The following is a 1,447-nucleotide window of genomic DNA, read 5'->3' on the forward strand; positions in this document are numbered from 1 at the left end:
CTGTAGTTTAGACTAAAAATGAGCTCATCTAAAAGTAGCTGCCTTTGAATATAAGGCAAGCTGTTGCTCAAAAACTCAAGAAGGAAAAGATTAAATCACTAATCTTGAAGACTTTTTGCGTCGAGAAACCCGTTTTTTCACAGTGGGATAGCACGGTGCCTTGGTACGTATCCTTCCTTTTTCCCAGCCGGGGGATTTTCCCCTATGTTTGGGCATTTTTGCGGGAGTACCAATCTCAACTAAAACCGACAACATTGATTGGGCAACACGTCCAGGCGTTAAATTGATATTAGCAGATTGCCAAGGTAATACATTCTCAACCACTAAATCCCTAGCTAGCCAGAGTTGCCAACTCATCAACGGCATTAAATCACTCCACCGCTCTGATTGTTCGGGAGTTCTCAGGTTAGGCAAAGTCCAATGTAGTCGTTGCTTAGCAAACCTATACCAATGATCCACCCCAAAACGTCGTAAATACTTAAACCAAACTGTTTCTAAGGGTAGAGTTCGTTCTCCCACCCAAGCCAACCATAAAGGTGGAAATGGTTGACCATTTGACATGGGCTTCATTCTTTCGATCAGGATTAAATTGACTCTCTGTCCAGCGGCACGATAAAAATGCAAGTCTAGCCATTGACTGACTCGGACTTGTCCCAAATCTGGATGAGAGTCAATTTCAATCACAGTATCCACTTGAAGCCATGTGCTTGGGTCGTTCAGGCTCATTTTTTGCCCATGTTTCCGTGGTCTACCGCGACCACTATAGGTTGGTGGTTCTGACCACAAACAGGCATTCTTTCGGAGTCGCATTAAGCAATCAACTTGACTGCCGGCTATCTCTAATACCCAACTTGCATTGCCATATTCTCGATCTAAAACTGCTAAGACGCTTATTGATGCTCTGTTCACAAACAAGTTTGAGTTGGGAAGCTGCTTTTTCTATGGGTGAAGACCAACTACTAATTCGTTCATGTAGTAGGGGTAATGCCCAACTTCCTTGTGCTTCGGGTATCCAGGCAATTGTACTATATCCCTGTCCAATAATTACGCCTTCCCCATATTCATGGGTTCTGTCTTTTAATGTTTTGGCATCTGGTCTGCCCCATGCAGTGTGGTCAATTGCCACTAATATATGTTCTGTTGGGGGTGCTTGCTGTTCTAATTGTTGAAGATACAACAGCATCAGCTTTTTCCGGTCTGGTCTACTGTCTTGTAATGCTTCATATATGCTTGGCCATTGACGATTGAATAGCGGACTCAGCGAAAATTCCGCTAAACATGACGCATTCCTGGTTGTCATTACTGCATCCATGAGCTCAAATGTTGCATCTTTGGCTCGTACCAATAACTCGTATGCTGCTTGACGAAATTCCTTTAATCGTTCACTGTTCATTTAGGGAGTGGATAGGTTTTATTTTTCACCCTCATTCTCTCCCGGCGCGGTGGC

2 protein-coding genes and 1 pseudogene are annotated in these 1,447 nt (G+C 43.7%); all 3 read right to left on the reverse strand.

Annotated features, from left to right (window positions below; translation table 11 throughout):
• Positions 1–90: 90 nt before the first annotated feature.
• The 3 genes and pseudogenes from QUB70_RS32485 to QUB70_RS32490 all read right to left on the reverse strand — a co-directional run bounded on the left by QUB70_RS32485 (position 91) and on the right by QUB70_RS32490 (position 1,183).
• The gene (locus QUB70_RS32485) at positions 91–726 is read right to left on the reverse strand and encodes a hypothetical protein (RefSeq protein WP_442927873.1); all 636 of its coding nucleotides are present in this window, start codon (positions 724–726) and stop codon (positions 91–93) included.
• Between the two features lie 3 nt (positions 727–729).
• Positions 730–894 (reverse strand): annotated as a pseudogene (locus QUB70_RS32870) (hypothetical protein); the annotation flags it as partial.
• Positions 818–1,183: a hypothetical protein gene (locus tag QUB70_RS32490; RefSeq protein ID WP_332985923.1), complete on the reverse strand. Its 366-nt coding sequence runs from the start codon at positions 1,181–1,183 to the stop codon at positions 818–820. The gene QUB70_RS32490 and the pseudogene QUB70_RS32870, both read right to left, overlap by 77 nt.
• Between the last annotated feature and the right edge of the window lie 264 nt (positions 1,184–1,447).

It is taken from the genome of Microcoleus sp. A003_D6, from assembly GCF_036702825.1.
In the GTDB taxonomy this organism is placed as follows: Bacteria; Cyanobacteriota; Cyanobacteriia; order Cyanobacteriales; family Microcoleaceae; genus Microcoleus.